Below are 24,021 nucleotides of genomic sequence, written 5' to 3' on the forward strand. Positions count from 1 at the left end.
GATCATCGGGCGGAGCGCGGCCCCAGCCGCGGCATCCGCATCCTCATATTTCGAACTGCGGTGTTTCGAAGTCGCGAAGCTCGCCGGTGGAGTCCTTCACCACCATGCGCAGCCGCGCTACGCCAGGGGTCACGTCGTCGAAGGCGAAGCGGCCGTGCTCACCCGGCTCGGCCGACCACTCCCGGTCGCCCTGCACCAGCCGGATGGCCAGGGCGGTGGCATCCACCCAGCCATCGACTCGGCGTCCGCCGTCTTCGGTGGCGCTCGCGTGCAGGAGCACACTGGTCGTTCCGTCGCTGAACTGCAGCGTCGCCGTATCGGCCTCGCCGCGCACGGCGGCCAGGGATCCCTCGACCAGGGTCAACAGCGCGTACTCGCGGGTGAGGTCCTCGACGGCCACTGCCGCGACCATCCGGTCCACGAGGGTGGCCGGCACGGGATCGACCCCCTCCCACATCGCCCGCATTCGTGCGAAAAGCGCCGCATCCGCGGCGAAGTCCTCATTGTCCATCGTCCTGTCCTTCCCATCCTGAGCCCTCGAGCTCTGCCCGGAGCTTGGCGAGACAGCGCTGGCGGGTCGGTCCGATGGACCCGATGGGCATCGCCAGGTCCTGCGCGATGCGGGCATAGTCGGGACGGTCCTCGAACGCGACGATCCGCAGCAGACGCTGGCATCGTTCATTGAGCGTCGAGACGGCATCCCACAGCCGACGTGTGGCGTCGTCTGCGGTGGCCGTCTGCTCGGCGGATTCGTGGACAGGCAGGTGGGGTTCGAGCGCTTCGGCTTCCGTCGGGTCCGCCCGACGCTGCTGCTTGCCGACGCGCCACGCCTCGCGGCGTGCACACATGGTGAGCCACCCCGACACGGCCTGCGCGTCGTGGATGGTCTCGTGACGTCGCACCAGCGTCAGCCACGTCGTCTGCACGACGTCCTGAGCAAGTGCGTGGTCGAGCCCGTACGCGCGCACGACATGCCACAGGGGCGGTGTCATGAGCCTCACGAGCTCGTCCATCGCGCGGCTGTCGCCTTCGCGCCAGCGCACGAACAGGTCCGCCGCGCGTTGCCATCGCGCCGGCTCGACAGAGTCGATCGTCTCCGCCGACTCTCCGTGCGACGTTCCCGGGTCGCGCGGGTCCTCCGGCGGCGGCGAGGCCCCAGCCTCGGCGTCCGCGTGCGTCATGACGCCAATTCTGTCCACACTACGAGGAGAGCGATAGATCCCCCCTGATACAGCGTGTCGCGGGATTCCGGGGCGTCGCGTGACGGAGGGGCCGCCGCCTAGACTTCTGCGCATGACGACCGCGCCGCTGCTCTATGTCTGCGTGCGGCCGCAGCAGGGCGCGGCGGCCGCCGAGTACGAGTCGTTCCGCACCGCGATGAGGCTCGACGACGCGGCGGTCCACCGGATCGATCTCGTGCGCGAGCCGCTCCCCGACGACGTCTTCGACCGGTACAGCGGCTTCCTCGTCGGCGGCAGCCCGTTCAACGTCGCCGATCCCGAGTCGACGAAGACCGACGTGCAACGGCGTCTCGAGGGCGACCTCGAGCGGATCGCACGGCGGGTGGCCGACGGCTCGGCCGGTCACGAAGGACCGGCGGCGCTCTTCACCTGCTACGGGATCGGCGTGGTCACGCGCATGCTCGGGGGCGAGGTGAGCCGCGCGTTCCCCGAAGACACCGGCCCGGTCACTATCGAGCTCACCGACGCCGGCCGCGGCGACCCGCTGTTCGGCGGACTAGCCTCACGCTTCACCGCGCTGACCGCGCACAAGGAGGGCACCGCCGCGCTCCCGCCGGACGCGACGCAGCTCGCGGTGAACGCCGCGTGCCCGGTGCAGGCCTACGTCGTGGGCGACCGCCTGTACGCGACGCAGTTCCACCCGGAGCCCACCACGAAGGCCTTCACGGAGCGCATGGCGGTCTATCGCGACGACGGCTACTTCGAGGCGGAGCACTACGACGCCGTCGCGGGGCGCGTGCTCGCGGCATCCGTCACCGAACCGGTCCGGCTGCTGCGCGCCTTCGCCCAGCGATTCGGCCCGGCCTGATCAGACCTCGGCGTTGCGCACGTCGGCGACGCGATGCACGAGCGCGCCGGCCAACGGCACGAGCAGCACGACCGCGGCCACGACGATCGCGGCGACGCCGATCGGGGTGCTCTCGGGCTCTCCGGCGAGGCGTCCGACGCCGATCCACGTGAGTCCCCACGACATCGCCAGGCCGGGGGCGATGCGCCAGCCGCTCGCCCACGCCAGGCCGATGCCGATGACGGCGACCACCACGAGGACGGCGATGCCCCACAGAGCGGAGTTCTCTCCTGCCTCGGCGGGGACGATCGTGGTGAGCCACGCCGAGGTGTTGGCGACCGTGGCGAGGGTGACCCACCCGAGGTGCAGGCCCGTCACGCCATCGATGAGCAGGGCATCGAGCACGCCGCGCCCGGGATTGAGGATCGTGGCGCGGAAGGTCACGCACAAGAGGGCCAGCAGCAGCACGATCGAGAGAACAGTGAGCGGCAGGGTCAGGAACTGCGCCGTCACGAGCCAGAGCCCGTTGAGCACCATCGTGCCGGCGATGAGCCAGCCCACCGCCCGCTGCCGCGAGCGCTCACGCTGCCGCGGGAACGCCTGCCACACCGTGTAGGCGAACAGCCCGACGTAGATCACGGACCAGATCGAGAACGCCGTGCTGGCGGGTGCCAGGTACGAGCCCTCGGCCGAGAGCGCGCCTCCCTGCAGGTCTTCGACGGACCTGCCGCCGAAGAGGCCCGAGCCGACCGTCGCGGCGACGATCATGAAGCTGAAGGCGCTGATGACGACGATCTGGCGAGTGAGGTCCTTGGCGGCCATGCCCTCACGCTACGGAAGCCGGCCGACCCTTCCACCCCTGTTGACAGGGGACGGGCAGTCCCCTACGAGGTCAGGCGCCGGCGGGCGGGTCGAGCAGCAGGCCGATCCGCTCGTCGAGGTAGCGATCGAGGGGCATGAAGCCGCCGGAGGCGCTCCACCGGATGCTCGGGACGCCGTCCACGAGGGCGAGCGGGTCGGTCGACGCGCCCGAGCCGGCCCGGGTGCCGTCGAGGGCGGCGGGATCCAGCATCCGCCACCCGATGTGCACGGTCTCGCCCTCCTCGAACCCGCCGCGATGTGCGGCCGAGGCGAGTTCGCCCCGGCGCCGCTGCGATTCGGCGGTGTACCCGCGGATGGCTTCGCTGCGGGCGCGGATGATCTCGCCCGTGGCGAGCACGGTGTCGTCGGTCAGCAGCAGCGCCCCGAGGTGCCACGCCGTGCCCGCGCGCACGATCCGAGGGGCGCGGGCGATCCCCAGCACGCGGCGCGGCGAGACGAGCTCCCCGAGGGCCTCCCGCGGCGCCGGGGCGAGGCGCTCGCGAGCGGCGTCGAGGATGGCGGCGACACTCATGCCATGTCGTCCTCGACCGGCACGGTCGATCCGCTGCGCCGCTCGCCGCGGATGCTCATCGCAACAAGGGGGAAGAGCAGCACGGAGAGCATGCCCGCGCCCACGAGCAGCGCGGCCGCCGCCGACGAGAGGATGCCCTCGTCGAGGCCGATGGCCGTCACGGCGACGATGATCGGAAGCGCCGTGGCACCGAGCAGTGCGACCGACAGCCGATCGCGGCGGGTCGACCCCTCGGGTGCGGCGAGCATCGAGGGGAGGCCGCGCACGAGGAACAGCACGACGAGCACGACCGGCAGCAGCAGGAGGAGGATGGGCTGCGCGATGAGGGCTTCGAGGTCGAATGTGACGCCGGTGTAGATGAAGAACACCGGCACCAGGAAGCCGAACGCGAGCGCCTCGACCTTGCTCTCGACGGCAGCACGGTCGGGCTCGGCGGCGTCGCGCATGAGCAGGCGCCAGACGATGCCCGCGGCGAAGGCACCCAGCAGGATGTCGAGGTCGAGCACCACGCTGATCGCGATGAGCCCCGCCAGGATGACCAGCACGACGCGGATCGCGAACTGCCCCGAGGTGTGCAGCGTCGAGTTGACGAAGCGGTGCATCGCGCCGCGCGGCACGTGAAGCGCGAGCCAGATCGCGAAGCCGGCCAGCAGGACGAACAGCAGCAGCACGACCGTCGACACACCGGGCGCCCGGCCGCCGAGGAACACCGAGATCGCGATGAGCGGCCCGAACTCGCCTACCGCCCCGATCGCGCCGATCGCCTTTCCGAACGGCGTCTTGAGCTCTCCGGCGTCGCGCAGGATCGGCAGGATCGTGCCCAGCGCCGTCGAGCACAGTGCGATGCCGATGATCACGGCCTCCTCGCCGGGCACGAAGATCCAGGCCAGCCCCACGCCGATGAGCAGGCTCAGCAGCCATCCGAGAGATGCCCGCCGGCCGGTCCGGCCTCGGAACGCCGCGAACTCGATCTCGGAGCCGGCGACGAAGAACAGCATCGCCAGCCCGAACTCCGAGAGGACGTCGATGAAGGCATCCGGCTGCGCCCACCCCAAGACGCTGGGACCGACGAGGATGCCGAGCACCAACTCGAACACGACGATCGGCACGCGAACCCATCGCGCCAGTCCGCGGGCTGCGAGCGGGGCGAGGACGCCGAGGATCGGGATGATCAGCAGCGTCGGCTCGAGATCGTCCACGGACTCACCCTAGCGACGGGCGGGGCCGGTCGTGACGCCCACCGGCGCCGGCCGGAAACCGGAGGCTCAGGCCTCGATCACGCGCACCGGCCGGGGACGCATTGGCGTCGCCGGGTGCACCGCGCCGCGGATCTCGCGATGCAGCCGCTCCATGCGCTCGTCCAGCTCGGCGGCCGTGTCGGCGGCGTCCTTGAGCTCGTCGAGCAGTCCGGCGGGCACGTTGGTGTCGTACTTGTAGTAGATCTTGTGCTCGAGGCTCGCCCAGAAGTCCATCGCGATCGTGCGGAACTGCACCTCGACGGGCACCTCGACGCGGCCGCTCGAGAGGAACACCGGCACCTCGACGATGGCGTGCAGGCTCTTGTACCCGTTCGACTTCGGCTCCGCGATGTAGTCCTTGACGGTGATCACTCGGATGTCGTCCTGCGCGGCGAGCAGGTCGAACAGGCGGTACGCGTCCGAGACGAAGCTGCACGTGACGCGCACGCCGGCGATGTCGGTGATGTGCTCGCGGATCGAGCCGAAGTCGGGGTCGATGCCCTTGCGCTGCACCTTCTCGACGAGGCTGTCCGGCGACTTGACGCGGCTGGCGAGGTGCTCGATCGGGTTGTAGTCGTGCACGAGCTGGAACTCGTCGCGCAGGATGCCGAGCTTCGTCTCGACCTCCTGCATGCCGAAGCGGTACTCCATGAGGAAGCGCTCGAACTCGTCGCGCATCTCGCGCAGCTCGGCGGCCGAGACCGTGATCGAGGTGTCGTCGGGACTCGATGCGCGCGCGAGGGGCGCCGGGGTGGCCATGTCCCCCACGCTAGGCAGGCCGGCTACGAGACACCTGTGAGATGCCTCAGCCCTCGAGCGCGCCGCGCGCGCGTTCGGCGTCCTTCGCGGCCGATCGGGCTCGGGATGCTGCAGCCCCCCGCTCCTCCTCGACCTGCCCGAGCGCCGCCTGGGCTCTCGCCTGCTCCTCCTCGAGCCGATCGAGATCGCGGCGCAGGTCGTCGATGCGCTCGGAGACGTGGTCGACGCGCTCCTGCAGCTTCGTCCGCTGCGCCTCGATGCGGGCGAGCTCGCGCTCCGCCTCGTTCGCGAGGCGCTCGGCTTCGCGCGCGGCCTTCTCCGCGGCCTTCCGCGCGCGCCGCTCGGCGAGGTCGTCGCGCTGCCGAGGTGCGGCGACGCCGGGGAGCGAACCGCCGACCGCGTCCGCGAGGTCGGCCTCCTCGAAGGCGCCCGCCTCGAGCGGAGTGACGAGGCGACCCGTCATGACGGCGGCAGCGGCCGCGGCATCCATCACCGCCGCATTTATCGTCTTCTCGACGTCATCCCGCGCCGCGGCGCTGACGGTGACGCCGGCATCCTTCGCGAGGCCGGTGGCCTGGGTCGCGAGTGCGGCGACGAGGGCGCGGCGCTGGCGTCCGAGCCGCGAGAGCTCGGCGGCGTCGAGATCCTCCTGCGCCTCGCGCAGCGCGGCCGAAAGTTCGAGCGCCTCGCCGAGCTGGCCGCCGCGAGCGAGGAGGTTGACCGTCCACGCGGCCACGGTGGGCTTGCGCAGCCCTTTCACCTGCGCGGCGATGGACCGGTCGGCCATGCCGGCACGGGCGTTGCGCGCTGCGGTGAACTCGGCCGGCGGGAGGACGTAGAGCTCGGCCGCTATCGCGTCGAGGTCGGAGCGCTCCGGCATGGGTTCATTGTGTCAGGGGCGGCCACCGAGAGGTCGGGGAACGGGCGGGTTCGGGGGACGGGCGGGTTCGGCGCCGCGAGGTTCGGGGAGGGTTCAGCCCGCGAGAACCGAGGCGGCCTGGCGTGCGGCGCCGAGGGCGACGTACTCGCCGGGCTCGGGCACCTCGACCGCAAGGCCGAGCACGAGGGGAGCGATCGCCCGCACGGCCTCGGACTGCGCGCCTCCGCCGATGAGGAGCGCGCGATCGAGCGGCACACCGAGGCCGCGCAGGGCGTCGAGGCCGGCCGCGAGTCCCGACAGCATCCCCTCGACGGCGGCGCGCGCGAGGTTCTCCCGGGTGGTGGAGGCGAGCGTCATCCCGGTGAGCGACGCCGTCGCGTCGGGCAGGTTCGGGGTGCGCTCCCCCTCGAAGTACGGCACCAGCGCGAGGCCGTCCGCCCCGGGCGACGCGGCCAGCGCGAGCCGCGACAGCTCTGCGTGGTCGACGCCGAGCAGACCCGCGATCGCGTCGAGCACGCGCGCGGCGTTGAGCGTGGCGACGAGCGGCAGGAAGCGCCCCGTGCAGTCGGCGAAACCGGCGACCGTGCCCGTCGGGTCGATCGTGCGCTCGTCGCTGACGGCGAACACGGTGCCGCTCGTGCCGATCGACACGACGACGTCGCCCGGTCCGGCGCCCAGTCCGAGCGCGGCGCCGGCGTTGTCGCCCGCGCCTCCGCCGACGCGGCGTCCGTCCGCGTCCTCGACCCACTCGTCGGGGCCGAGCACGCGCGGCAGCAGCGCGTCGTGCCCGAGCCCCGCCGCCAGGAGGTCGCGGTCGTAGCCGCCGGTCTCGGGGTTCCAGTAGCCGGTGCCCGAGGCATCCGATCGATCCGTCACGAGCTCGTCGAGGACCGGTCCACGCGGCGACTCACCCGCGGGGCCGAAGCCGCGCAGGCGCCAGGTCAGCCAGTCGTGCGGGAGCGCGACGGCCGCAACGCGCGCGGCGTTGCCGGGCTCGGCATCGCGCAGCCAGCGCAGCTTGGTGAGGGTGAAGGATGCCACGGGCACCAGTCCGGTGCGCCGGGCGAGCTCCTCCGCACCGAACTCGGCGGTGAGGTCGGCCGCCGCCGGCGCGGAGCGGGTGTCGTTCCACAGGAGCGCCGGGCGGATGACCCGCCCGCCCTCGTCGAGCACGACCATGCCGTGCTGCTGGCCGCCGACGGCCCACGCCTCGACGTCGGCGAGGCCGCCTGCGTCGGCGATCGCGGCCTGCAGCGCTTCCCACCACGCGGCGGGGTCGACCTCGGTGCCGGCCGGGTGCGATGCACGCCCCTGGCGCACGATCGCGCCGGTGGCGGCGTCGACGATCACGACCTTGCAGGACTGGGTCGACGAGTCGACTCCCATGACGAGCGGCATCGCTCCTCCTTCACGCGGTGGCGCGAACCAGGGGATTCTTCGCGAGTCCGAGGGTGGTGCCCCCGGTCTCGGCGGGAATCCCCTGGTTCGGGCGAGGATGGATCAGCGGGCGCCGAGCAGGTGCTCGGTCGCGAGCTGCTGCAGGCGCACGAACCCGGCGCCCTTGCCGCCCAGGTACACGCTGGGGTCGAAGTCCTCGTAGGCCGAGCGATCGGCGAGGAAGTCGTCGTAGCTCTCCCCCGGGTTGAGGGTCGGGGTCGCGAGCTCGTCGACCTTCGCGGCGGCGAGCGCCTCCTGCACCTCGGGGTCGGCGCGGAACGCCGCGGCGCGCTCCTTGAGCAGCAGGTAGGTGCGCATGTTGGCGGCGGCCGACTCCCACACGCCGACCTCGTCCTCGGTGCGCGAGGGCTTGTAGTCGAAGTGGCGCGGGCCGTCGTAGGCGGGCACCCCACCGGGGCCGCCGTTCTCGAGCAGGTCGACGAGGGCGAAGGCGTTGTGCAGGTCGCCGTGGCCGAATACGAGATCCTGGTCGTACTTGATGCCGCGCTGGCCGTTGAGGTCGATGTGGAAGAGCTTGCCGTGGTACAGCGCCTGGGCGATGCCGGCGGCGAAGTTGAGGCCCGCCATCTGCTCGTGGCCGACCTCGGGGTTGAGGCCGACGAGCTCGGGACGCTCGAGCGAGTCGATGAACGCGATCGCGTGGCCGAGCGTCGGCAGCAGGATGTCGCCGCGGGGCTCGTTCGGCTTGGGCTCGATCGCGAAGCGGATGTCGTAGCCCTTGTCGGTGACGTAGTCGCCGAGCAGGTTCACGGCCTCGCGGTAGCGCTCCAGCGCCTGGCGGATGTCCTTGGCCGAGTCGTACTCGGCACCCTCACGGCCGCCCCACATGACGAACGTCTTCGCGCCGAGCTCGGCACCGAGGTCGAGCTGGCGGAAGACCTTCCGCAGCGCGAAGCGGCGCACGTCGCGGTCATTGGCGGTGAAGCCGCCGTCCTTGAACACGGGCGCGGAGAAGAGGTTGGTCGTGACCATCGGCACGATGAGGCCGGTGTCGGCGAGCGCGCCCTTGAGCCGGTCGATCTGCTTCTGGCGCTCGGCGTCGGTGGACCCGAACGCGAACAGGTCGTCGTCGTGGAATGTGAGGCCGTAGGCGCCGAGCTCGGCGAGCTTCTCGACCGCGTGCACGACGTCGAGCGGGTTGCGGGTGGGCCCGCCGAAGGGGTCGGTGCCGTTGTATCCGACGGTCCAGAGGCCGAAGGAGAACTTGTCGGCGGGAGTGGGGGTGGGCATGACGCTCCTCGATTCGGCGGCGAACCAGGTTCGACGGTGAACTAAATGTTGTTGAAAACAACCTATAGCATGAGCGGATGCTGCGTCCACTGCGTCATCCCGAGAATTACGCTTCTCCATCCCGATACTTTCGGCGCTAGCATCGTCCCATGGCCGATACGTCACGGGTGACCCTCGCCGAGATCGCCGCGGAAGCGGGGGTCTCGCTCGCGACCATGTCGAAGGTGCTGAACGGCCGCACGGACGTCTCGCCCGCGACCCGCGCCCGGCTCGAGGAGCACCTCGCGCGGCACGGGTACCAGCGCCGCACCTCCGCGCAGCGCAGCGAGTTCGTCGAGCTCGTGTTCCACGAGCTCGAGCCGATCTGGTCGATGGAGGTCATCGAGGGCGTCGAAGACGTCGCGCACGCAGCCGGTCTCTCCGTCGTGCTGACGGTGAGCGGAGACCGCCACTCGCCCGCGCCCGACTGGATCGACGGCGTCCTGCGCCGGCGACCGGTCGGCGTCGTGCTGGTGTTCAGCGACCTGGAAGCCCGTTACCGCGAGAAGCTGCGGTCGCGCGGCATCCCGTTCGTCATCGTCGACCCGGCGGGCGATCCGTCGCCCGACGTTCCCTCGGTGGGTTCGGCGAACTGGTCGGGCGGTCTCATGGCCACGCGGCACCTCATCGAGCTCGGGCACCACCGGATCGCCGCGATCACCGGCCCCGAGGACATGATGTGCTCGCTGGCCCGCGTCGACGGCTACCGCTCGGCGATGAACGCCGCCGGACTGCCGATCGACCCGGAGCTGATCCGCTTCGGCGACTTCCACCCCGGCGGCGGAGAGCACCACGGCCGCGAGCTGCTCGCGCTGCCCGACCCGCCGACCGCCATCTTCGCGGGAAGCGACCTGCAGGCGCTCGGCGTCATCGCCGCCGGCTCGGCCGCGGGACTCCGCGTTCCCGACGACCTGTCCGTCGTGGGCTACGACGACATCGCGCTCTCCCGCTGGATGAGCCCGCAGCTCACCACCGTGCACCAGCCGCTGCGGCGTATGGGCGAGGAGGCCACGCGCCTCGCGCTGCGCCTCGCCGACGGCGCCACCGCCGACACCCTGCGCATGGACCTCGCGACGCACCTCGTGGTGCGCGACAGCAGCGCCCCGCCGCCGCCTCGCTGATCAGCCCACCGGGTCGGGTGTCGCAACATCGGAGATCCGGGCGACACACGGGGGCGAGGCATCCGTCGCCCCGCGTGTCTGTCGCGATCTCCGATTCTGCGGCCTCCCCCGCGCCGCGCACCACCGGGAGGGGGCACGGGTGTCGGTGCGGTGCTGGGGCGCCTCCTCAACCGGCGGGGCCGGGCATACCGGGGGGCCGGGCATACCGGGGGCCGGGCCGGCCGGGGGCCGGGCATACCGGGGAGCCGGGCTGGCCGGAGGGCGGGCATACCGGGGAGCCGGACCGGAGTCAAGCCTCCTCCTCCGGCGGGGGAAGCGGCGCATGATCGCTTCACGCGAAAGGAGCGCGCCCATGGTTCTGGAACTGCCGACGTCGTCGCCACGCCCGACCGCCCTGCGCTCCCGCGGAGTCCGCACGCTCCGCGAACTCCCGCCCCGCCGGCCGCAGCAGCCCGCGCCGCTTGACGCCGTCGTGCGGTGGGTCCGCACCGGCGACCGCTACGAGGTCCGGGTGCGCGAGCACCTCGTCGGCTACATCGACGTGGTCGGCGCGGTCTTCGTCGTGCTGGCCGGCGCCCGCTACGACCGTGCCGTCGAGGTGCTCCAGACCCTCGACTTCGACGCGGCCGTGCGGGCGATCAGCTCTGCGGAGGGCTGACGGCGACCCTCACTCCGGGGTCACCCCGACCTGCGCGTGCAGCGCGCGTCCGCTCCCGACGTGGCGCACGTCGCCCGTCACCCGCACCGTGCGGGTTGCGACGATCTCGGCGCTCGAGCGGCCGAAGCCGAAGTCGATGGCGCCCGGCTCGACGCGCCGACGGCCGTCCGCGCCGGTGAACGACACCAGGTCGGCCGGCACCTCGAACGACACGCGCACGCGCTCACCGACCCGCAGCGGCACGCGCGCGTAGCCGATGAGCCGCTGCACGGGACGCACGACCGAGGCGACGGGATCGTGCACGTACAGCTGCACGACCTCGACACCGTCCCGCTCGCCGGCGTTGCCCACGTGGATCGACACCGTGACGGACCCGTCGGCGCTCATCTCGGCTGCCGAGGCCGCGGCATCCGCCCACACGAAGTGGGAGTACCCGAGACCGTGACCGAACGCGAACGCCGCGGTGGGGTCGATGTTCGACACCTCGCTGCGGCGCGCGAGCGCTGCCGCGAGATAGGTCGACGGCTGAGCGCCCGGGTCGCGGGGCACGCTCACCGGCAGCCTCCCGCTCGGGTTGACCCGGCCGCTCAGCACGCCGGTGATCGCCGCGGTGCCCTCCTCGCCGGCGAAGAACGTCTGCACGATGGCCGCCGCGCGCTCGGGAGCCGACCCGAGCGCGTAGGGGCGCCCGGCCAGCAGGGTCACGACCGTCGGCGTACCGCTGTCGAGCATGGCGTCGAGCAGCGCCTGCTGGGTCCCGGGGAGCGACAGGTCGGCGACATCGCAGCCTTCGCCGCTGGTTCCGCGGCCGAAGAGTCCGGCACGGTCGCCGAGTGCCAGCACGACGACATCGGCTTCGGATGCCGCGGCCGCGGCCTCCTCGAAGCCGACGGTCTCGCCGCCGTCGACCGTGGTGCCCTGCGCGTAGACGATCTCGGCGTCGGGGAACTCCGCGGCGAGCGCATCCTGCAGGGTCGGCAGGGATATGCCGATGGGGACTTCGGGATGCCGCACCCCGACGTGCGACGGGAACGAGTAGCAGCCGAGCACGGCGTAGGGGTCTGCGGCGGTCGGCCCGACGACGGCGATGCGCTTCGGGCGGACCAGAGGCAGGGTGCCGTCGTTGGCGAGCAGCACGACGGCCTCCTCGGCGAGACGCCGGGCGAGGTCGCGGTTGGAGGCGGGGTCGAGGTCGACGCTGCCGCGCACATCCTCGCTCGTGCCGGCACGGTCCGCGAGCGCGGACGGCACCGGCGACCAGGCGGCGTCCAGCATGCCGAGCTCCGCCTTCTGCCGCAGCACGCGCCGGAGCGCGCGGTCGATGAGGCCCTCGTCGACCTCGCCGTCCTCGACGGCGCGTACGAACGCCGCCCCGAAGGTCTTGACGGTCGGCAGCTCGACGTCGATGCCCGCGGCGAGCGCGTCGCGCGCAGCTTCCGTCCACCCCTCGCTGTAGCGGTGGAGCTCCTTCAGGAAGGCGATCGAGAAGTAGTCCGCGACCACCGTGCCCTCGAAGCCCCATTCGTCGCGGAGCAGTCCGGTCAGCAGTGAGGCGTCGGCGGCCGTCGGGATGCCGTCGAGGTCGGTGTAGGAGTTCATCACCGAGCGGACCCCGCTCTCGCGGATCGCCATCTCGAACGGCGGCAGCAGCACGTCGGCGAGCTCGCGGGGGCCCACCGAGACCGGTGCCAGGTTGCGCCCGCCCTTGGAGGCGGAGTAGCCGACGAAGTGCTTCAGCGTGGCGATGACGCCCGCCGATTCGACGCCCTGGATGTAGGCGGTCGCGACCGTGCCCACGAGGTACGGGTCTTCGCCGATCGTCTCTTCGACGCGACCCCAGCGGGCGTCGCGCACGACGTCGAGCACCGGCGCGAGGCCCTGGTGCACGCCGACGGAGCGCATGTCGTCGCCGATACGGCGACCCATCTCGCGCACCAGGTCGGGGTCGAACGACGCCCCCCAGCTCAGCGGCACCGGGTAGGCGGTCGCGCCCCAGGTGGCGAACCCGGCGAGGCACTCCTCGTGCGCCAGTGCGGGGATGCCGAAGCGGTTGGCGGCCATGATCCGCTGCTGCGCGCGCTGGAGCGAGAGTGCCCCCGTCGCCGGGTCCACCGGCGCCGTGCCGAACGGCCGCGTGAGCTGCCCGAGCCCCATCGGCAGGATGGCGTCGAGGTCGACGTGGTCGTCCATGTCGTGCTGGTGCGGGGCGACGTCCTCGCCGTCGTCGGAGGCTCCGACCCACACGCCGTACAGCTGCGCCACCTTCTCGGCGACGCTCATCTCGGCGATGAGCGCGTCGACGCGGTCGTCGATCGGCAGCGTCGCATCGCGCCAGGGCGCGACGCTCTCGATGCCTGTCTGGTTCGAGAGGGTCATCCCTTCACCGCTCCTGTCAGTCCGCCGACGATCCGCTTCTCGGCGACGAGGAAGAACGCCAGCGCCGGGATCATCGCCAATGAGGTGTACGCCAGGATCGCGCCGGTGTTCTGCGAGTACTGGCTGGAGAACTGCGTCACGCCGAGCGGGAGCGGCCACAGTTCCTGCGGCAGGCTGCCCGTGCTGATCACGAGCAGCGGAAGCAGGTAGCCGTTCCAGCTCGCGACGAAGGCCAGGATGCCGACCGTGATGAGGCCCGGCTTGGCCAGCGGCAGCATGATGCGCCAGAAGAACCCGATGCGCGAGGCACCGTCGATCATCGCCGCCTCCTCGAGCTCGGCGGGGATCGCCCGCAGGAACGGCACCAGGATGATGATCGTGGTGGGCAGGGCGAACGCGATGCCCGGGATGATCACGCCCAGGTAGGTTCCGTGCAGTCCGAGCGTGCGCAGCAGCAGCGTGAGCGGCAGCGCGGCGACGGTCAGGGGGAACATCAGGCCCGCGGCGAACAGTGTGTAGAGGCCTTGACGGCCGCGGAACTCGTAGCGCGCCAGCACGAAGGCGGCCATGATGCCCGCGACGACGACACCGACGGTCGTCGAGACGGCCAGCACCGTGCTCGCGAAGACGTTGCCCCAGAACCTCGGAGCGCTGAGCACAGCGATCCAGTTCTCGAGGGTCCACGGATCGGGCAGGCCGGCCGGGTTGGCGTTGATGTCGGCGGTGGTGCGCAGGCCGCCCATGAAGACGTAGATCACGGGGCCGATGGCGATCGCCGCGATGACGAGCGCCACGAGATAGACGAACGGCTGGCCCCAGTCGAATCCGCGGCGGACGGGCAGGACGTCGCGCGGCTCGGTCCCGCCGGTGACGATGGTGGTGGTGGCCGACATGTCAACCCTCCCCTCTCTTGCGTCGGACGCCCGGCTCGCGCGTGCGGCGGGCCGAGGATCCGGTGATCGATCCCGCGAGGTCGCGGCGCAGCGCGAAGCGCTGATAGACGAGTGCGATGACGAGCGAGATGACGAAGAGAATCACGGCGATCGCACTGCCATAGCCGGGCTGCCCGGCGAACTGGCCCTGCTGCACCATGTAGGTCGCCATGGATTCCGTCGCGATCCGCCGCACGGCGGGCGCGACGGTGACCCAGATCATGTCGAAGACCTGCAGCGAGCCGATGATCGACAGGAACGCCCAGATGCGGATCGTCGGGCCGAGGAGAGGCAGGGTGATGTACCGCTGGATCTGCCACCAGCTGGCGCCGTCGATGGCCGCGGCCTCGGCGAGCTCGTCGGGCACGCCCTGGAGGCCTGCGAGCATGAGCAGGATGGCGAAGCCGATGTACTTCCAGGTGAGGATGAAGAAGATCGTCCAGAGCGCGAGATCCGGGTCCGCGAGCCAGTTCTGGGCGAGTCCACCGAGTCCGATGGCCTCGAGCGTCGCGTTGACCGCGCCGGTCGGCTGGAGGATGAGTCGCCACGACAGGCCCGCGATGACCTCGGCGAGCACGTAGGGGACGAAGATCAGCAGGCGGAAGACGCTGCGGCCGCGCATGCGCCGGTTGAGCAGCAGCGCGATGCCGATGGCGATCGGACCCTGCACGAGCAGGGACATGATCAGGATGAAGAAGGTGTTGGCGATGGCTCGCTGGAACTCGGGTGTGGTCAGCGCCCGCACGTAGTTGTCGAGGCCGATGAACCGGCCCGAGTCGGCGAGGTTCTCCCACCGGAACGCGGGAGGCAGGTTGTAGAGGCTGTAGACCGCCGCGAGGATCACCGGCAGGATCACGAACCCCAGGAACAGCACGAGCGCGGGGGTGATGAAGAAGAAGATCTCGAGGCGCTTGCGGGCCTCGCCGCGCCGCCGAGGGCGCGTGGGTGCAGGGCCCGGGCCCGCGGTGACCGCGGGCCCGGGCGTGGTGAGAGTGGTCATGTCTACAGCGTCGCCGCGGCGTCCTGCATCCGCTTGACGATGTCCTCCGGCGTGCCGTTGCCTGCGAACAGGTTGACGATGCCTTCGTTCATGGCGTTGCCGACAGTCGTGCCGAACGCGGTGTCGAACCAGAGCTGGACGAAGGATGCCTCGGCCAGCCCGGCTGCGACGGCCTTGAGGTTCTCATCCTCGAGCCCATCCTGTGCGGCGGGCACCGTCGGGATGCCCGAGCCGCTCTCGGCGAAGCGCCGCTGGACGTCCTCGGACATGATGTAGGCCAGCAGGTCGGCGCACTCCGGCGGTGCCTCGGCCGCGCAGCCGAAGCCGTCGCCGCCGCCGAGTGCGGCCGTCGGGTCGCCGGCCGCGCCTTCGATGCCGGGCATCGGGAACCAGCCGAGGAAGGCGGGCACCTGCTGGTCGGGGGTGAGACCGCCGATCGTGCCGGCGTTCCAGTGGCCCATGAGCTCCATGGCGGCCTGGCCGTTGGCGATCATGCCCGCGGAGCTGCCAGCGCCCTCCTGGGGCACGGTGCCGAGGAAGCCGTCCTGGAACGGCTCGATCCCGAGGAACTCCTCGAGCTGCTCGCCCGCCTCGACCCAGCACGGGTCGCTGAAGTCGAACTCCTCCTGACCCGCTGCGAGGGTCTCGGGCGAGCAGGACTTGAGCGCGAACTGGTACCACCAGTGCGCGGCCGGCCAGCCGGCGCCGGCTCCGACCGAGATCGGAACGACGCCCGACTCGCGCAGGTCGGCCACCGCGTCGACGAGGTCGTCGAACGTCTCGGGCACCTCGACGCCGGCCTCTTCGAACATGTCGGTGTTGTACCAGAAGCCCTCGATGCCGAAGGTGAAGGGGACGGCGTAGGTCTCGCCGCCGACCTGCCACGGGTTCACCGTGGCGCCGACGCTCTCGATGGTGTCGGGGATCAGGTCGTCGAGGGGCATCAGATAGCCGTTCTCGACCTGGTCGCGCAGCTCGCCGCCGGGCCACACCTGGAAGAGGTCCGGCGGGTCGCCTGCCGCGAGCGCGTTGGGGATGAGCGTGCGCTGCAGCTCCTCGTTCTGGTAGCCGACCTGTTCCACGTTGACGCCGGGGTTGGCCTCCTCGAACTCGGCCGCCACTTCCTCCCAGACGTCGGGCAGGGGACCGTTGGTGGCGTTGTGCCACCAGGTGAGCGTGACTTCTTCGCCGTCGCCGTCTCCGTCGTCGCCGCCCCCACCGGCCGTACAGCCGGCGAGTGCACCGGCGGTGAGGCCGGCGGCTGCGATCACGGCGAAGACGCGCATCCTGCTGCGTGTGTTCATCCTCGAACCTCTCGAAAGTTTCGACGTCTGCGTCGAAAGTGATGTGGACGTCCTCAGAGTAGGCCGCCCCACATTTGGAGTCAAGCGCAACAAATACCGATCCGATCACGGTGGCGGCCCTACAGTGAGGGGGATGACCGATCCGTCCCCCGCCGCCGAAGGCGTGCGCCAGCGAAACCTGGCCCGCCTGCTGCGGCTCGTGCACCTCGACGGCCCGCTGTCTCGCGCCGCGCTGACCGAAGCGACCGGGCTGAACCGGTCGACCATCGCCGACCTGGTCGCAGAGCTCGCACGCGAGGGACTCGTCGAGGAGCGCGCACCCGATCCGTCACGGCGGGTCGGCCGCCCCTCCCCGGTAGTCGCCGCCGCTCCCCGTGTCATCGCCGCCGCAGTGAACCCCGAGGTCGACGCCGTGACGCTGGCCGCGATCGGACTCGACCGCGAGATCGTGCTGCGCGAGCGCATCGACGTCGACCACCTGGTCACCCCGGAGGAGACCGCGGCGATCATCGCCGAGCGCATCGCGGCGTGGCGGGAGGGCGGACTGAGCGGGGCGCGCATCGTCGCGGTCGGGCTCGCCGTACCCGGTCTCGTACGCGCAGCGGATGGCCTCGTGCGCGACGCCCCCCACTTGCATTGGACCGACGCGCCCGTGCGCGATCTCGTCACCGCGGCCACCGGGCTGCCGACGGTCGTGGGCAATGACGCCAGCCTCGGCGCCGTCGCCGAGCACCTCTACGGCGCCGCGCGCGGCATCGACCACGTCGTCTACCTCAACGGCGGTGCGAGCGGCATCGGCGGCGGGCTGATCGTGCACGGGATGCCGGTGGCCGGCGCCGGCGGCTACGCCGGCGAGTTCGGGCAGAACCGGCCCGGCATCGCGTCGAACGCGGACCGGCGGGCGGGCGAGGGGGTGCTGGAGGACGAGGTCAGCCGCGCACGGCTGCTCGCGGCCGTGCGGCTGTCGGCCGCCGACGAGCCGACTCTCGCCGCGGCGCTCGCGGCATCGGATCAGCCCGACGTCACGGACGAGCTGACGCGGCAGCGCGGCATCCTGGCGACCGCTCTGGCCAACGCCGTGAACGTGCTCAATCCGTCGGTCGTCGTGCTGGGCGGCTTCCTGGCGACGCTCGCCGAGCACGACGTCGAGGGGCTCACGGCCGCCGTCGGCGCGCAGGCGATGACGGCGAACATGGAGGGCCTCGACATCCGCGTCGCCTCGCTGGCCGAGGACCGGCTGCTCATCGGCGCGGCCGAGGCGGCGTTCGAGAGGCTCCTCGCCGACCCCAGCGGCGCGTCGTCCCCCGCGTCCTGAGCACTACACCGCTCGCGCGGCTCGGTCAACGGGGGTGAGGGATGCCGCGGCCCGGCCCAGTCTGGGGAGGTACAGGAGGGCCTTTCCCATGACTGATCCGAACACCTTCCCAGGCACACCGGGAGCTCCGGGCGGCACACCGGGAGCTCCGGGCGGCACACCGGGAGTTCCGGGGGAGACACCGGGGCCGTACCCGACCGAGCCGCCCGTCCCGACGCCGGACGAGCCGCTCGCCCCGAACCCGCAGGAACCCACGTTCCCGTCGCCCGACGAGCCCAGCGTGCCCCGTCCGCCGGGTCAGGAATAGGCGACCGCGGACCCGCTGACGCGGACCGCGACCACGTCGGCGACCCGGGGAATCGACCCGGCGGGCACGCGTGCCAGGAGGGCTCCCGCCTCGCTGTCCAGGTGGACGAGTGCGGCGTGCCCGCCATACTGCACGCGGGTCACGCGGGCGGAGATTCCTCCTTCCGGCGCCAGCTCGAACTGCTCCGGTCGCAGCATCACGGTGACCGGGCCGCTCGCCGGCGGCGAGATGACGAGATCGCCGAGCGGAGTGGACGCCGCCGACCCGGTCGCGACGCCGTCGGTGAAGACGGCCTCTCCGACGAACGTCGCGACCCAGGGCGAGACGGGATGCCGGTAGAGGTCGACAGGCGTGCTCTGCTGCACCACCCGACCGTCGCGCATCACGACCACTGTGTCGGCGATCAGCAGGGCCTCGTCCTGATCGTGGGTGACCATCAGGCAGGTCACGCGCAATCGCCCGAGCAGCGTGCGTACGTCCTCGCGCAGCTCGCCGCGGAGCTGCGGGTCCAGCGCGGCGAACGGCTCGTCGAGCAGAAGCAGCCGGGGCTCGGCGGCCAGGGCGCGCGCCAGCGCGACCCGCTGGGCCTGGCCCCCCGAGAGCTGGTCGGGGTATCGGGAAGCGAGGGCGCCGAGGCCGGTCAGTTCGAGCAGCTCGCCGAGCACGCGCTCGTCGTCGGTCGTCCGAAGGGCTTTCCCTGCCCGGCGCCGGCGGGCCCGGAGCCCCGCACGACCGAACGCGACGTTCTGCGCGACGGTCAGGTGCGGGAACAGCGTCGCGTCCTGGGGCACCCAGCCGACCCCGCGACGCTCCGGAGGCACGACGACCGCGGCGGCATCCGTGACGATCTCGCCGCCGAGTTCGACGCGTCCCGCTCGCGCCGGGATCAGCCCCGCGATCGTTCGCAGCAGCGTCGACTTGCCGCAGCCGCTCGGGCCGACGATCACTGCGAACGCACCGTCGTGCACGCGCAGCGACACATCCGTCAGCACATCCGCACCGCCCAGGTCCACGACGACACCGTCCACCACGAGCTCGCTCATACCGGCCTTCCCATCTCGACACGCTCCTCGCGCGGCGACAGCAGCACCGCCGGAATCGTCGCGAGCACGACGAGCACGACCGCATAGGGTACGGCGGCTCCATACTGGGCGATGTCGGTCCTCGCCCACAGCTCGACCGCAAGCGTCGTCGTTCCCGTGGGGCGGAGCATGAGCGTCGCCGGCAGCTCCTTCATCGCGGTCACCGCGATGAACAGCGCCGCCACCAGGATGCCAGGTCGCGCGAGGCGCATCGTCACGCGCCACCACGTCGCGAGCGGGGCATGCCCGAGAGTCCCGGCGACGTCACCGAGCGCACGGGGGACGCGCTCGATCGACGAACGGATCGTGCCGACCGCCTTCGGCAGGAAGAGGATGCCGTAGGCGAAGGCGAGCAGGATCGACGTCTGATAGAGCGCGGGCACGGCGACCAGCGAGAAGAACACGAGTCCGAGTCCCAGGACGATTCCAGGCACCGCCAGCGGCACGGATCCCGCTGTCTCGAGGATGCGCGACACCCGCCCCGCGTACCGCGCGGCGAGCGTCGCGATCGGCAGGGCGAGGATCACCGCGATGATCGCGCCGGCGACGGACAGGACGATCGTGTTCCCGGTCGCCTCGGCGAGGGCCGAGGCATCCGTCCCGTCCACCGTCTGCGCATTCAGCAGCCGCGCGATGAGGCTCGCGACGGGCACCGCGACCGCGCCGACCGGCGCGATGAGAAGTACGACGGCGGCGACCGGAACGGTCCACCCCGTGAGGCCCGGTGGCCTGGCGCCCGCACGTCCGACGGCGAACTCCCGGCGCGGGCGGAGGCGCCGCTCCGCCGCGAAGATCGCGAGCGCGATGAGCACGAGCACGCCCGCGAGGACGGCGGCGTAGTACCGGTCGAAGCTCGCGCCGTACGCCTGATGGATCGCCGTCGTCAGCACCGGATAGCGGAACAGCGCGACCCCGCCGAAGTCCGCGAGCACATACAGGCAGGTCAGCAGCGCACCGGCGAGCGTCGGGGTGCGGATGCCGGGCCACACGACCGAGACGAACGTGCGCACCGGACCGTGGCCGAGCGTTCGGGAGACCTCGGCGAACGCGGCGGGGGCGCCCCGGAGGGCGCCGACGACGGGGAGGGTCACATACGGAACGGTCACGAGGGTGAGCACCGCCCACGACGGCCAGAACCCGTGGATCCCGGGGAAGGTCGCGAGCCAGCCGAACGCCGCGAGGTACGACGGCACCGCGAGCGGCAGCACGGCCGCCACCGCGAACAGACGCGGCGCGGGCAGTCGGACGCGGCTGAGGGCGAGTGCGCCGGCGACTCCCAGCGCGACGGCGGAGAGGGTGACGGATGCCGCGAGCACGACCGTGTTCGCGAGCAGAAGGGGGATCCGGGGGCGCTCCAGCACCCGGATCACGCCCTCCCACCCCGCTTCGCCGATGCGGACGCCGAGGTAGATGAGCGGGATCGCCGCGAGGACGGCCGACAGCCCCGCCGCTGCGATCAGCAGCAGCGGGGCCTTCCGGCGAGGACTCGAGGTCGAGCGGTCCACGACGCCTAGATGAGGCCGTGCGCGGCCAGGAGCTCCTGCGTCTCGGAGACCGACTCGAGGTCGCTGAGGTCGAGGTCGGGGTTCACGAGGGTGTCGAGCTCCGGAAGCCCCTCCGGCGCGGCGACGCCGGGCACCAGCGGGTACTCGTGCGTCTGCTCGACGAAGTACGCCTGACCGTCCTCGGACAGCAGATACTCCACGAAGGCGACGGCATCGGGATCGCCCTGTGCGCCGGCGAGGATCGCCGCTCCCGTGACGTTCATGATCCCGCCCGCGTCACCGGGGAGGAACTTCAGCTGTGCGCGCATGTTCTCCGCACCGACCTCCTCGGCCGCCTCGTACCAGTAGTAGTGGTTGATCAGGCCGAGCTGCGCCGCGCCGGTGTTGACGAGCTCGAGCGAATCACCGTTGCTTTCAGTCAGCACCGGGGCGTTTGCCGCGATTCCTGCGACCCACTCGTCCGCCGCCTCCTCGCCCTCGAGGACGCGAAGGCCCGTCACGAAGGACTGGAAGCTGGCATTGCCCGGGGCGAACGCGACCTTTCCGTTCCACTGCGGCGCCACCAGATCGTCGGTGGAGTCGGGCACCTCGTTCGCGGTGAGCTGGCTGCCGTCGTATGCGATCACACGGGCGCGCCCCGTGATGCCGACCCAGCTGCCATCCGTGCTGGTGAAGCCCGCGGGGACCGCGTCGGCGAGCTCGGCGGGGATCGCCGAGGCGAGGCCCGCCTGGGTGAGCGCGCCGAGCGCGCCGGCGTCCTGCGAGAGGAACACCTCGGCGGGAGTCGCGTTCCCCTCCTCGAGCAGCAGCGCCGCGATCTCGCCCGTCGAGCCGTATCGCGCCTCGACCTCGATGCCCGTCTCTTCCGTGAACTGCTCGATCAGCGGTCCGATCAGATCCTCGCTGCGGCCCGAGTACAGCGTCAGCACGCCATCGCTCTCGATGGCGGCGCCATCCTCCGACGGCGCGGAGCCGGGGCCCGACGGCGTGGCTGCGCAGCCGGTGGTGACGAGAGCGACGACGGCCAGTGCCGCCATCGCGGTGCGTCGAGGGGTCATGCAGGATCTCCTTCACGAACGGATGACTGGATCAGGTAAGCCTAACCTTAGTCCGTACGCGTGAGCGAACATATGACGCCCGACTGCGCGCCGACGCCGCCGAGCCGGAGGCGCGTCAGCGCGTCCGGCTCGGTCGGTGAGACCGCACCAATTGTCTGCCGGGGCCACTGACGCAGCCGATGGCCCACGGCGTAGGGTCGGGGACACGTCCTACGGAAGGCCCACCCATGTCGACCACGACCGAACGCCACGCCCGCACCGAGGCCGAGCTCCAGCAGATGGCCAAGGATCATCTGTGGATGCACTTCGCCCGCCAGTCGGTGATGACCGAAGGACCGGGCGTCCCGATCATCGTCAAGGGCGAGGGCCACCACATCTGGGACTCGCAGGGCAGGAAGTACATCGACGGCCTGGCCGGCCTGTTCGTCGTCGCCGCCGGTCATGGCCGCAAGCGCATCGCCGAGGTCGCCGCGAAGCAGGCCGAGCAGCTCGCCTTCTTCCCGATCTGGTCGTACGCGCACCCCGCCGCGATCGAGCTGGCCGACCGCATCGCCGACTACGCGCCCGGCGACCTCAACAAGGTCTTCTTCTCCACGGGCGGCGGCGAGGCCGTCGAGACCGCCTTCAAGCTCGCGAAGTACTACTGGAAGCTGCAGGGCAAGCCCACTAAGCACAAGGTGATCTCGCGGTCCGTCGCCTACCACGGCACCCCGCAGGGCGCGCTCGCGATCACCGGCATCCCTGCCATGAAGGCCATGTTCGAGCCGCTGACCCCCGGCGGCTTCCGCGTGCCGAACACGAACTTCTACCGCGCCGAAGACATGGGCGCTCCCACGGGCAGCCTCGAGGAGTTCGGCGTGTGGGCCGCGGACCGCATCGAGGAGATGATCCAGTTCGAGGGTCCTGACACCGTCGCGGCCGTCTTCCTCGAGCCGGTGCAGAACTCGGGCGGATGCTTCCCGCCCCCTCCCGGCTACTTCCAGCGGGTCCGCGAGATCTGCGACAAGTACGACGTGCTGCTGGTGTCCGACGAGGTGATCTGCGCCTTCGGCCGAATCGGGCACATGTTCGCGTGCGACGCCTACGGGTACCAGCCCGACATGATCACGTTCGCCAAGGCGGTCACCAGCGGCTACGCGCCGCTCGGCGGCACCGTCGTCTCGGACCGCATCTACGAGCCGTTCGCGCACGGCGACACCGCGTTCTACCACGGCTACACCTTCGGCGGTCACCCCGTCGCGGCCGCCGTGGCGCTCGAGAACCTCGACATCTTCGAGGAGGAGGGCCTGCCCGAGCGGGTGCGCGAGAACTCGCCGATCTTCCGCCAGACGCTCGAGAAGCTGACCGACCTGCCCATCGTCGGCGACGTGCGCGGCGACGGATACTTCTTCGGCATCGAGCTGGTGAAGGACAAGGCGACGAAGGAGACGTTCGACGACGACGAGTCCGAGCGGCTGCTGCGCGGGTTCCTCTCGAAGGCTCTGTTCGACGCCGGCCTGTACTGCCGGGCCGACGACCGCGGCGACCCGGTCATCCAGCTCGCTCCGCCGCTGACCATCGGACCGAGCGAGTTCACCGAGATCGAGCAGATCCTCCGCTCGGTGCTGACGGAGGCCTGGACCCGGCTCTGAGTCGCAGCATGACGCCCGGCGGGAATTCCCGCCGGGCGTCTGCGCGTTCCCCTACGGCATGACACGAGTCGGAATCATCGGAGCAGGACACATCGGATCGACCCTCGCGCGCGGCCTCGCCGAGCGCGGCTACGAGGTCGTGATCAGCAATTCGCGCGGTCCCGAGACGCTCACGGCGCTCGCCGGCGAGCTCGGGCCGAATGTCTCGGCAGGAACTGTGACGGATGCCGCGGCATCCGGTGACGTCGTCATCGTGACCGTGCCGCTCAAGGCGCTGGATCAGATCCCGGTCGAGCCCCTCGCGGGCAAGATCGTGCTCGACACGAACAACTACTACTGGGAGCGCGACGGGCGGATCGCCGCGCTCGACGCCAAGCAGACCACCACGACCGGGATGCTGCAGGAGCACCTGCCCGACTCGAAGGTCGTGAAGGCGTTCAACCACCTGTACTCGACGGACATCCTGACGACGGGTGCCCCCTCGGGCACTGAGGACCGGCGCGCGCTCGCCACGGCGAGCGATCACCCCGACGCCGTGGCGTTCGTCACGGAGCTGTATGACGAGTTCGGCTTCGACACCGTCGACATCGGCTCGGTCGCCGAGAGCTGGCGCGTCGAGCGCGACCAGCCGGCGTACGTGTCGCGGCAGACGAAGTCCGAGCTCGAGGCGAACCTGGCCCGCGCGACCCGCTGACGCTCCGCCGCCC

General features: G+C 71.3%; 22 protein-coding genes. 6 read left to right on the top strand and 16 right to left on the bottom strand.

The features are described from left to right. Positions 1–43: 43 nt before the first annotated feature. Positions 44–511, bottom strand: a complete 468-nt coding sequence (locus H9622_RS13930; RefSeq protein ID WP_191767023.1) for a hypothetical protein — start codon at positions 509–511, stop codon at positions 44–46. Then, positions 501–1,181, bottom strand: coding sequence for an RNA polymerase sigma factor (locus H9622_RS13935; RefSeq protein ID WP_225222116.1), 681 nt, complete (start codon positions 1,179–1,181; stop codon positions 501–503). The genes H9622_RS13930 and H9622_RS13935 overlap by 11 nt, the downstream gene beginning before the upstream one ends. 112 nt (positions 1,182–1,293) lie before the next feature. On the opposite strand from H9622_RS13935, the gene H9622_RS13940 reads away from it, so the two are divergent. Continuing rightward, positions 1,294–2,049 carry a glutamine amidotransferase-related protein gene (locus H9622_RS13940; protein ID WP_191767024.1) on the top strand — a complete coding sequence of 252 codons (756 nt, stop codon included), beginning with the start codon at positions 1,294–1,296 and terminating at the stop codon, positions 2,047–2,049. On the opposite strand, the gene H9622_RS13945 is transcribed toward H9622_RS13940, so the two are convergent. The 7 genes from H9622_RS13945 to xylA all read right to left on the bottom strand — a co-directional run bounded on the left by H9622_RS13945 (position 2,050) and on the right by xylA (position 8,986). Then, entirely contained in the window at positions 2,050–2,850 is an 801-nt protein-coding gene (locus H9622_RS13945; RefSeq protein ID WP_191767025.1) for a tryptophan-rich sensory protein, read from the bottom strand. It lies immediately after the preceding gene. Positions 2,851–2,920: 70 nt separating this feature from the next. Further along, positions 2,921–3,421 (bottom strand): glutaminase, encoded by a 501-nt coding sequence (locus H9622_RS13950; RefSeq protein WP_191767026.1) that lies wholly within the window; start codon positions 3,419–3,421, stop codon positions 2,921–2,923. Beyond that, positions 3,418–4,620 carry a cation:proton antiporter gene (locus H9622_RS13955; protein WP_191767027.1) on the bottom strand — a complete coding sequence of 401 codons (1,203 nt, stop codon included), beginning with the start codon at positions 4,618–4,620 and terminating at the stop codon, positions 3,418–3,420. The genes H9622_RS13950 and H9622_RS13955 overlap by 4 nt, the downstream gene beginning before the upstream one ends. A gap of 66 nt (positions 4,621–4,686) precedes the next feature. Next, positions 4,687–5,418, bottom strand: coding sequence for a GTP pyrophosphokinase (locus tag H9622_RS13960; protein ID WP_191767028.1), 732 nt, complete (start codon positions 5,416–5,418; stop codon positions 4,687–4,689). Positions 5,419–5,464: 46 nt separating this feature from the next. Then, positions 5,465–6,298 carry a transposase gene (locus H9622_RS13965; protein ID WP_191767029.1) on the bottom strand — a complete coding sequence of 278 codons (834 nt, stop codon included), beginning with the start codon at positions 6,296–6,298 and terminating at the stop codon, positions 5,465–5,467. Between the two features lie 93 nt (positions 6,299–6,391). Further along, complete coding sequence (gene xylB, locus H9622_RS13970; protein ID WP_191767030.1) at positions 6,392–7,696, bottom strand: xylulokinase; 1,305 nt, start codon at positions 7,694–7,696, stop codon at positions 6,392–6,394. Positions 7,697–7,798: 102 nt separating this feature from the next. Beyond that, positions 7,799–8,986 (bottom strand): xylose isomerase, encoded by a 1,188-nt coding sequence (gene xylA / locus H9622_RS13975; protein ID WP_191767031.1) that lies wholly within the window; start codon positions 8,984–8,986, stop codon positions 7,799–7,801. Between the two features lie 149 nt (positions 8,987–9,135). Here xylA and H9622_RS13980 point away from each other — a divergent pair, with 149 nt between their 5' ends. Continuing rightward, complete coding sequence (locus H9622_RS13980) at positions 9,136–10,146, top strand: LacI family DNA-binding transcriptional regulator (RefSeq protein WP_191767032.1); 1,011 nt, start codon at positions 9,136–9,138, stop codon at positions 10,144–10,146. 352 nt (positions 10,147–10,498) lie between these two features. After that, complete coding sequence (locus H9622_RS13985) at positions 10,499–10,804, top strand: hypothetical protein (protein WP_225222117.1); 306 nt, start codon at positions 10,499–10,501, stop codon at positions 10,802–10,804. Positions 10,805–10,813: 9 nt separating this feature from the next. Here the strand turns inward: H9622_RS13985 and H9622_RS13990 are convergent, their stop codons facing one another. From H9622_RS13990 to H9622_RS14005, 4 genes are read right to left on the bottom strand one after another with little or no spacing between them, the layout of a single operon-like run. Then, positions 10,814–13,180: a beta-xylosidase/alpha-l-arabinosidase gene (locus H9622_RS13990; protein ID WP_191767033.1), complete on the bottom strand. Its 2,367-nt coding sequence runs from the start codon at positions 13,178–13,180 to the stop codon at positions 10,814–10,816. Beyond that, on the bottom strand, positions 13,177–14,073 hold the full coding sequence (locus H9622_RS13995) for a carbohydrate ABC transporter permease (RefSeq protein ID WP_191767034.1): 897 nt from the start codon (positions 14,071–14,073) through the stop codon (positions 13,177–13,179). The genes H9622_RS13990 and H9622_RS13995 overlap by 4 nt, the downstream gene beginning before the upstream one ends. A 1-nt stretch (position 14,074) precedes the next feature. Continuing rightward, entirely contained in the window at positions 14,075–15,112 is a 1,038-nt protein-coding gene (locus H9622_RS14000; RefSeq protein ID WP_191767035.1) for a carbohydrate ABC transporter permease, read from the bottom strand. 2 nt (positions 15,113–15,114) lie between these two features. Next, positions 15,115–16,416: an ABC transporter substrate-binding protein gene (locus H9622_RS14005; RefSeq protein WP_225222118.1), complete on the bottom strand. Its 1,302-nt coding sequence runs from the start codon at positions 16,414–16,416 to the stop codon at positions 15,115–15,117. 133 nt (positions 16,417–16,549) lie between these two features. On the opposite strand from H9622_RS14005, the gene H9622_RS14010 reads away from it, so the two are divergent. After that, positions 16,550–17,731, top strand: a complete 1,182-nt coding sequence (locus tag H9622_RS14010; protein WP_191767036.1) for an ROK family transcriptional regulator — start codon at positions 16,550–16,552, stop codon at positions 17,729–17,731. A gap of 297 nt (positions 17,732–18,028) precedes the next feature. Here H9622_RS14010 and H9622_RS14015 read toward each other — a convergent pair whose 3' ends face one another. Genes H9622_RS14015 through H9622_RS14025 form a run of 3 tightly spaced genes read right to left on the bottom strand, consistent with a single transcriptional unit; the run spans position 18,029 to position 21,683 of the window. Further along, positions 18,029–19,081 (bottom strand): ABC transporter ATP-binding protein, encoded by a 1,053-nt coding sequence (locus H9622_RS14015; protein WP_191767037.1) that lies wholly within the window; start codon positions 19,079–19,081, stop codon positions 18,029–18,031. Further along, on the bottom strand, positions 19,078–20,625 hold the full coding sequence (locus tag H9622_RS14020) for an ABC transporter permease (protein WP_318247129.1): 1,548 nt from the start codon (positions 20,623–20,625) through the stop codon (positions 19,078–19,080). The genes H9622_RS14015 and H9622_RS14020 overlap by 4 nt, the downstream gene beginning before the upstream one ends. A gap of 5 nt (positions 20,626–20,630) precedes the next feature. Continuing rightward, positions 20,631–21,683 carry an extracellular solute-binding protein gene (locus tag H9622_RS14025; protein WP_191767038.1) on the bottom strand — a complete coding sequence of 351 codons (1,053 nt, stop codon included), beginning with the start codon at positions 21,681–21,683 and terminating at the stop codon, positions 20,631–20,633. A gap of 227 nt (positions 21,684–21,910) precedes the next feature. Between H9622_RS14025 and H9622_RS14030 the strand changes: the two genes are divergently transcribed. Together H9622_RS14030 and H9622_RS14035 are read left to right on the top strand one after the other, a co-directional pair. Further along, entirely contained in the window at positions 21,911–23,314 is a 1,404-nt protein-coding gene (locus H9622_RS14030; RefSeq protein WP_191767039.1) for an aspartate aminotransferase family protein, read from the top strand. 58 nt (positions 23,315–23,372) lie between these two features. After that, positions 23,373–24,008: an NADPH-dependent F420 reductase gene (locus H9622_RS14035; RefSeq protein WP_191767040.1), complete on the top strand. Its 636-nt coding sequence runs from the start codon at positions 23,373–23,375 to the stop codon at positions 24,006–24,008. Positions 24,009–24,021 lie beyond the last annotated feature (13 nt).

The organism is Microbacterium gallinarum, from assembly GCF_014837165.1.
GTDB classification, from domain to species: Bacteria; Actinomycetota; Actinomycetes; order Actinomycetales; family Microbacteriaceae; genus Microbacterium; species Microbacterium gallinarum.

What these genes read in the sequence shown, in the direction of transcription:
- H9622_RS13930 (WP_191767023.1), bottom strand. Translation starts at nt 511, where the DNA reads ATGGACAATGAGGACTTCGCCGCGGATGCGGCGCTTTTCGCACGAATG.
- H9622_RS13935 (WP_225222116.1), bottom strand. Translation starts at nt 1,181, where the DNA reads ATGACGCACGCGGACGCCGAGGCTGGGGCCTCGCCGCCGCCGGAGGAC.
- H9622_RS13940 (WP_191767024.1), top strand. Translation starts at nt 1,294, where the DNA reads ATGACGACCGCGCCGCTGCTCTATGTCTGCGTGCGGCCGCAGCAGGGC.
- H9622_RS13945 (WP_191767025.1), bottom strand. Translation starts at nt 2,850, where the DNA reads ATGGCCGCCAAGGACCTCACTCGCCAGATCGTCGTCATCAGCGCCTTC.
- H9622_RS13950 (WP_191767026.1), bottom strand. Translation starts at nt 3,421, where the DNA reads ATGAGTGTCGCCGCCATCCTCGACGCCGCTCGCGAGCGCCTCGCCCCG.
- H9622_RS13960 (WP_191767028.1), bottom strand. Translation starts at nt 5,418, where the DNA reads ATGGCCACCCCGGCGCCCCTCGCGCGCGCATCGAGTCCCGACGACACC.
- H9622_RS13965 (WP_191767029.1), bottom strand. Translation starts at nt 6,298, where the DNA reads ATGCCGGAGCGCTCCGACCTCGACGCGATAGCGGCCGAGCTCTACGTC.
- xylB (WP_191767030.1), bottom strand. Translation starts at nt 7,696, where the DNA reads ATGCCGCTCGTCATGGGAGTCGACTCGTCGACCCAGTCCTGCAAGGTC.
- xylA (WP_191767031.1), bottom strand. Translation starts at nt 8,986, where the DNA reads ATGCCCACCCCCACTCCCGCCGACAAGTTCTCCTTCGGCCTCTGGACC.
- H9622_RS13980 (WP_191767032.1), top strand. Translation starts at nt 9,136, where the DNA reads ATGGCCGATACGTCACGGGTGACCCTCGCCGAGATCGCCGCGGAAGCG.
- H9622_RS13985 (WP_225222117.1), top strand. Translation starts at nt 10,499, where the DNA reads ATGGTTCTGGAACTGCCGACGTCGTCGCCACGCCCGACCGCCCTGCGC.
- H9622_RS13990 (WP_191767033.1), bottom strand. Translation starts at nt 13,180, where the DNA reads ATGACCCTCTCGAACCAGACAGGCATCGAGAGCGTCGCGCCCTGGCGC.
- H9622_RS13995 (WP_191767034.1), bottom strand. Translation starts at nt 14,073, where the DNA reads ATGTCGGCCACCACCACCATCGTCACCGGCGGGACCGAGCCGCGCGAC.
- H9622_RS14000 (WP_191767035.1), bottom strand. Translation starts at nt 15,112, where the DNA reads ATGACCACTCTCACCACGCCCGGGCCCGCGGTCACCGCGGGCCCGGGC.
- H9622_RS14005 (WP_225222118.1), bottom strand. Translation starts at nt 16,416, where the DNA reads ATGAACACACGCAGCAGGATGCGCGTCTTCGCCGTGATCGCAGCCGCC.
- H9622_RS14010 (WP_191767036.1), top strand. Translation starts at nt 16,550, where the DNA reads ATGACCGATCCGTCCCCCGCCGCCGAAGGCGTGCGCCAGCGAAACCTG.
- H9622_RS14015 (WP_191767037.1), bottom strand. Translation starts at nt 19,081, where the DNA reads ATGAGCGAGCTCGTGGTGGACGGTGTCGTCGTGGACCTGGGCGGTGCG.
- H9622_RS14025 (WP_191767038.1), bottom strand. Translation starts at nt 21,683, where the DNA reads ATGACCCCTCGACGCACCGCGATGGCGGCACTGGCCGTCGTCGCTCTC.
- H9622_RS14030 (WP_191767039.1), top strand. Translation starts at nt 21,911, where the DNA reads ATGTCGACCACGACCGAACGCCACGCCCGCACCGAGGCCGAGCTCCAG.
- H9622_RS14035 (WP_191767040.1), top strand. Translation starts at nt 23,373, where the DNA reads ATGACACGAGTCGGAATCATCGGAGCAGGACACATCGGATCGACCCTC.